Genomic DNA, 791 nt, shown 5'->3' on the forward strand with positions numbered 1-791 from the left:
CTAATTTTCGCCACTTTGCTTGTGCACTGCACATTCGAGAGGGTGAGCAAAAGTTCGGTCAGTGCTATCTTTTATAGTGGAGGGCAACGCCTTCACTCAATCCAACCAACAGTGGAAACATACAGATGGGCAAAGGTACTCTTTACATCGTATCTGCACCTAGTGGCGCAGGTAAATCGAGCTTGATCTCAGCAATGCTAGAAACCAATCCAACCTACGCAATGAAGGTATCTGTTTCACACACCACTCGCGGTATGCGCCCTGGTGAAGAAAATGGTGTTCACTACCACTTCGTAGAGAAACATCATTTTGAAGACCTCATCAAGAAGAATGAATTCCTAGAGTACGCTGAAGTATTTGGCAACTACTACGGTACGTCACGCGTTTGGATTGAAGAGAACCTAGAGCGCGGTATCGATGTATTCCTAGATATCGACTGGCAAGGCGCTCGTCAGATCCGCGAACAGATGCCTCAAGCGAAGAGTGTATTCATTCTTCCACCATCAAACGGTGAGCTAGAGCGTCGTCTAAACGTTCGAGGCCAAGATAGCGAAGAAGTTATTGCGAAACGCATGAGCGAAGCGAAGTCAGAGATCTCTCATTATAATGAGTATGACTACGTGATCGTGAATGATGACTTTGATGCAGCCCTTATGGACTTCAGAGCTATCATTCGTGCGGAGCGCTTAAAAGAAGATAAGCAAGCAGCAAAATACAGCGGCATGCTTACTGCTCTACTGGCGGAATAAGCTAGCAAGGCTAGATTTTCCATTGAGATAAGTATACGGTGA

At 45.9% G+C, this 791-nt stretch carries 1 protein-coding gene; it reads left to right on the forward strand.

Annotated features, from left to right (window positions below; genetic code table 11):
- Positions 1-125: 125 nt before the first annotated feature.
- Positions 126-749 carry a guanylate kinase gene (gmk, locus tag KIV40_RS32325; protein ID WP_285353441.1) on the forward strand — a complete coding sequence of 208 codons (624 nt, stop codon included), beginning with the start codon at positions 126-128 and terminating at the stop codon, positions 747-749.
- Positions 750-791: the final 42 nt, after the last annotated feature.

This window comes from Vibrio sp. D173a (assembly GCF_030248475.1).

Bases quoted from the DNA above. Each gene is read 5' to 3' on its own strand.
- gmk (WP_285353441.1), top strand. From the start codon at position 126: ATGGGCAAAGGTACTCTTTACATCGTATCTGCACCTAGTGGCGCAGGT.